9 protein-coding genes are annotated in these 4230 nt (G+C 33.8%); 1 reads left to right on the forward strand and 8 read right to left on the reverse strand.

Annotated features, from left to right (window positions below; genetic code table 11):
• Positions 1-198: 198 nt before the first annotated feature.
• The 7 genes from ACQR30_RS07335 to ACQR30_RS07365 form a co-directional block, all read right to left on the reverse strand.
• Positions 199-537 carry a helix-turn-helix domain-containing protein gene (locus tag ACQR30_RS07335; RefSeq protein ID WP_429733426.1) on the reverse strand — a complete coding sequence of 113 codons (339 nt, stop codon included), beginning with the start codon at positions 535-537 and terminating at the stop codon, positions 199-201.
• A 279-nt stretch (positions 538-816) separates the two neighbouring features.
• The gene (locus tag ACQR30_RS07340; RefSeq protein WP_429733428.1) at positions 817-1272 is read right to left on the reverse strand and encodes a hypothetical protein; all 456 of its coding nucleotides are present in this window, start codon (positions 1270-1272) and stop codon (positions 817-819) included.
• Positions 1269-1481 carry a KTSC domain-containing protein gene (locus ACQR30_RS07345; RefSeq protein ID WP_429733431.1) on the reverse strand — a complete coding sequence of 71 codons (213 nt, stop codon included), beginning with the start codon at positions 1479-1481 and terminating at the stop codon, positions 1269-1271. The genes ACQR30_RS07340 and ACQR30_RS07345 overlap by 4 nt, the downstream gene beginning before the upstream one ends.
• Positions 1424-1648, reverse strand: coding sequence for a hypothetical protein (locus ACQR30_RS07350; protein ID WP_429733448.1), 225 nt, complete (start codon positions 1646-1648; stop codon positions 1424-1426). The genes ACQR30_RS07345 and ACQR30_RS07350 overlap by 58 nt, the downstream gene beginning before the upstream one ends.
• A gap of 3 nt (positions 1649-1651) precedes the next feature.
• Entirely contained in the window at positions 1652-1891 is a 240-nt protein-coding gene (locus tag ACQR30_RS07355; protein WP_429733434.1) for a hypothetical protein, read from the reverse strand.
• Between the two features lie 34 nt (positions 1892-1925).
• A complete protein-coding gene (locus ACQR30_RS07360) occupies positions 1926-2366 on the reverse strand; it encodes a hypothetical protein (protein WP_429733436.1) in 441 nt (146 codons plus the stop codon).
• A gap of 29 nt (positions 2367-2395) precedes the next feature.
• Positions 2396-3169, reverse strand: a complete 774-nt coding sequence (locus ACQR30_RS07365; protein ID WP_429733439.1) for a S24 family peptidase — start codon at positions 3167-3169, stop codon at positions 2396-2398.
• 82 nt (positions 3170-3251) lie between these two features.
• Between ACQR30_RS07365 and ACQR30_RS07370 the strand changes: the two genes are divergently transcribed.
• On the forward strand, positions 3252-3449 hold the full coding sequence (locus ACQR30_RS07370) for a hypothetical protein (protein ID WP_429733442.1): 198 nt from the start codon (positions 3252-3254) through the stop codon (positions 3447-3449).
• Here ACQR30_RS07370 and ACQR30_RS07375 read toward each other — a convergent pair.
• Positions 3446-3898 (reverse strand): hypothetical protein, encoded by a 453-nt coding sequence (locus tag ACQR30_RS07375; RefSeq protein WP_429733445.1) that lies wholly within the window; start codon positions 3896-3898, stop codon positions 3446-3448. The genes ACQR30_RS07370 and ACQR30_RS07375 overlap by 4 nt on opposite strands.
• Positions 3899-4230: the final 332 nt, after the last annotated feature.

The following is a 4230-nucleotide window of genomic DNA, read 5'->3' on the forward strand; positions in this document are numbered from 1 at the left end:
CTAATGAAACACATCCCCCAATATTTCAACCTGATCCCAAAAATCTTTTCATAATTTGAAAAAGCGGCACCCAATAAAAAAGCCTCACATTACTGTGAAGCCTTAGTTGCGAGGGGCGGGATCGTAATGACCCGATTTTCTCCAAAATAGCTATTGATTTACAACGTATTACAGATTAACATTTACCTGCTGTTAACTCTAATTGTTAACTTTGATTTCCTTTATTTTCCTTTTGTTTTCAATACTTTCACGTATTTCTTTCACGTTTTTTTGCGTGATTAAATGCTCTAAATAAACGACCCGTTCGTAAAGTACATTTATCAACTCCTCCTTTTTAACCACTTCTTTTTCATCGTGCCAGAGTTTTATTTTCAACTTGCGTTTAAAATTGTTGATGGTAGCACGCTTCTTAAAGTTTCCTTGCTGCATGTAGTACGTGTATGCAGACTGCCGGGTAAGCCCTAATTTAATGGCCATCTCCTGCTGCGTTAACCCCCTCTCCTGCCTGAGCAGCTCTAAATATTCTGCATCTGTCATTGTTATATCTTTATAAAGTTTCCGCAAATCCCCAAATATTCATAATGTCCGGACGAATAGAAGGAGAAAAGAAAAAAGTTTGAAGACCTATAATATTGCCCTTCGATTGGCGAACCCGGAAGGCTATTAAAACTATGATCGCTTGCAGAATAAACAGTTCTGTTTCCAACAAAACTTTTAAAATCGTTGAACGACGGGTCTGTAATGATAAAAAATATCAGAAAACAGCCTAAGTAAAATTTCCATTTTTTCATTATGATTTATTTGCAATTTTTAAATTTATAAGCTATTCCCCCTTTTATATGTTGTCGCATTTTTGAGAAGATAAATTCCCCATCCCGGTAACCCTACATATAAAAATAAATGAGCAATAAATTCGCCTAATTGAGCCGAGAATGAAGAATAAGCAAGAGGCATTTCACTAGCGCCGTTAATAGCGGCAGAATTATTAATAGATCTCGATGCGCAATATCCTAAAATAACTAGCACCCCAATAATTATTAAAATAATGCCGCTAATAAAACGCAAACTGATACCACTTTTTGATATATGTATATTTTCGTCTTTCTTGGGGCTGTTAAAAATAAAGATTGCGCCAAAGATGGGTGTAAAACAAATGCAGAAAAATAATCCCCAAAATTTACCAATTTTTCTTTTATCTGCTACCGATAAGGCAAGCCAAAGAGAAGCTCCAATCGCAATACCTGTTGTTATTATCCATACATTTTGATTCATTGCGTAAAAGTTTTGTTTGTTAATAAGTGTAATTGGTAATAGTGCTTTATGTAATGGTCATAATAACTTCCAAATGATTTAGCCGTTTTGAATCTATTCCAAACGTTTTTCGGAACATCTTTATAAATGTATTTTTTGCCTTTTAGTTTCACTATAAGAAATCCTTTATTCCCGTCACAGCTATATAATAGTGCGCATTCTCTATCCATCCGCTTTTTGATGTGTTTAAACCCTCGCTAAAATTAAATGTTGCCGCCTCCACATCATGTATGGCCTCCTTATAAGAAGTAAAATGAGATGGAAGTTTATTGCAAGGTTTCTGCGCACACGATGTCACCCAAATACAAATGAATGATATGAATAATAATTGCTTCATTGATTAATTATTTTGCAAATCCGTTACTTCCTCTTCAATATTATCTAATCTAATTTTTATATCATCAATATCAGAAGATGTAGCCACTGAACTTCTACCACTCCCAATATGGTTAATGTCATTATTTATCGATGTAAGTTGCTTTTCCACTTTATGTTCAAATATTTTTTCATTTACTAGTTGATAAATATTGAAAAGTATCGCTATAATAAGAAGCGCAAAAAATAATTTTTCTCTTTTCATTGCGTGATTTGTTTGCAGTTTTTTTTCGTGAAATTTACTCATTTTCGGGTTCTGCTAAATATTGCATCCCCAAAAAGGGATAGTCTATATAAATATAAACAGGTACAGTTTCATTCCCATTTTCATCAAGTGTGAAAGCAATCCTTAGCCCACAATCCTTTCCCGAAGGATTTATCATTGCATATTTAATGAAATCTAACTTTAGTTTACTATTTGAATATTGAGATGCCTTAGACACTATATCATAGCTAACAGCGGGGTAAACAGAATAATCTGTAAATTTATTTTTATTTAAATCTAATGTACAAATAAAAGAGGTGTCTTGCTTGTCGCTACAAAATGCAAATGAATGAGAGTTATCTAAAAAATAAAATCTTTCAGTTTTACATCTGAACTTAAAGTAGGATTGTAGTTGCTGCGCTCCACAATGACAGCTTACGAAAATTATAACCGTTGCTAATAATATTTTTCTCATTGTGCAAAAGTTTTATTTGTTAATGATTTTTATTTAAGTACCTCAATCTCATTTGGTCGGTAATAATCAGTAACTTTATACACCCCCAATACGTCCGTCAAGCTTACTTCAAAAGGAGGGTATTTTAATTTGCCCTTTCTTGCTCCCCCTTCTTCTAGCATCGTGTTGTCGCTTAGACACACAAGGAAACCGCTATATTGGTCGTCATCTTTATAATAAATTCGTTTTAAAATCAAATCGCTACCTACATCTATCACATATACACTTCCAGGATTTAATATGCGTTCGTTTATCCTTCTTATCCCTATCCACGCATCTGAAGGGTATGTTGGTATCATACTGTTCCCAGAGGATCGTATTACAAATTGAGCATTCTTAAACATATCTTTTCTTACAAGTCCAGTTTTATCCGTTTCTGTAGTGGGGATGAGGCTTCCCGTTATTCTTCCTTGCATTGCCAGTGTTCTATCGAATATGGGAATAAGGTCTTCATCGTCTCCATTCTTTTTATCTCTGCGATGGGTTAGGTAACTATTATCTTCCTCTTTGTTTGATTGTGCTTCTTTTTCTGCATCATTTTCTAAATTCGAAACGTCGCCCTCTCCGGTCATTAGAAAAACTTTACTAATATTTGGATGCGCCAAAATAATTTGATTTGCGAATTTATCATCAATTGTTTTGGCTTTCCCGCTTAATACATCTCTTATGCCTTGCGAGCGCTTCCTGCCTATGGATTTAGAGAACGGCTCTATATCCATATTTAAATATTCAATTACTTTTTTTAAACGTTCCGATGGTAGCATTTTTTCAGATTATATCTGTATTTATTTTTAATTTCCTATCTTTGATCAATTCAAATTACCGGTTAGAAATAAAATTATTCTTATGCCTTTCGATAGCTATCCCTTTAATGAGCAAGAGAAAAAATTATTAGCCGCTATTCAAGAAGCTGCAAATAAATTATCTGTCGCACAAGCCAAAAACGCCCTCAAATACGCTATTAATCAATTAGAGCATTTCTCCATTGTGTCATTTATTGATATTCCAAATGAATGGGGGTTTGGCTTTGAACTAAAATCTTAATGATTCAATCTGCTTAAAATAAACGCCAATACCGAACCAATTATACCACCCACAATTGCCGCTACCAAAGGGCTTATAATACTTGCTCTTAACGATTTCTCCTTAAATTCTCTTTCAAATTTCCTATCATCTTCAAGTCTTTCCTTTTCAATTATTAATAATTCTTTAGCCCGTTCTTCTTTATAAAACAATTCCTCGAAAGGCTTATTATTATTGAGGTCCATTATTATTCTACCTAATCCGTTTAGCCTAAAAATAGTCCTGTCTGTACTTGGATCTAAATATCCAAAATCTCTTGCGATATAGGCGCACAGATCATGGTCTCGTATATATACCCTCCTCTCTTGCTCACTCCTGGCTATTCCTGCAAGGGCGCCATTTCCAATCCAATCTACATTTAAGGCTTTGTTTAATAAGTCATCTAACTCCTTCGCATGTTTTAAGGTCATTTTCCCAAAGATTTTTAATACGCACATCCGTAACAAAACCAATTAGTTATAAATAAATGCAACTACGTTTACAATCAATCAATATCATTAACGTTTAATTAACAAGATATAATCTGCATATACAGATTATATCTGTATTTTTGTTGTCTCATTTTAAAACAAACAGCAAAGTACGGAAATTAAATCAAAAGTAAAAATAGGGAAAACACACTATAAAATAAAATGTATGAATGCACAAGATATTATCGAGCTGAAAAAATGGTGTTTACAGAAATCCATTGTAAATTCCGGCTAAATTGACCCCCCTTCGCCATTTCAAATTGACCCCCTAA

This window comes from Arachidicoccus sp. (assembly GCF_050436765.1).
Classification (GTDB): Bacteria; Bacteroidota; Bacteroidia; order Chitinophagales; family Chitinophagaceae; genus Arachidicoccus.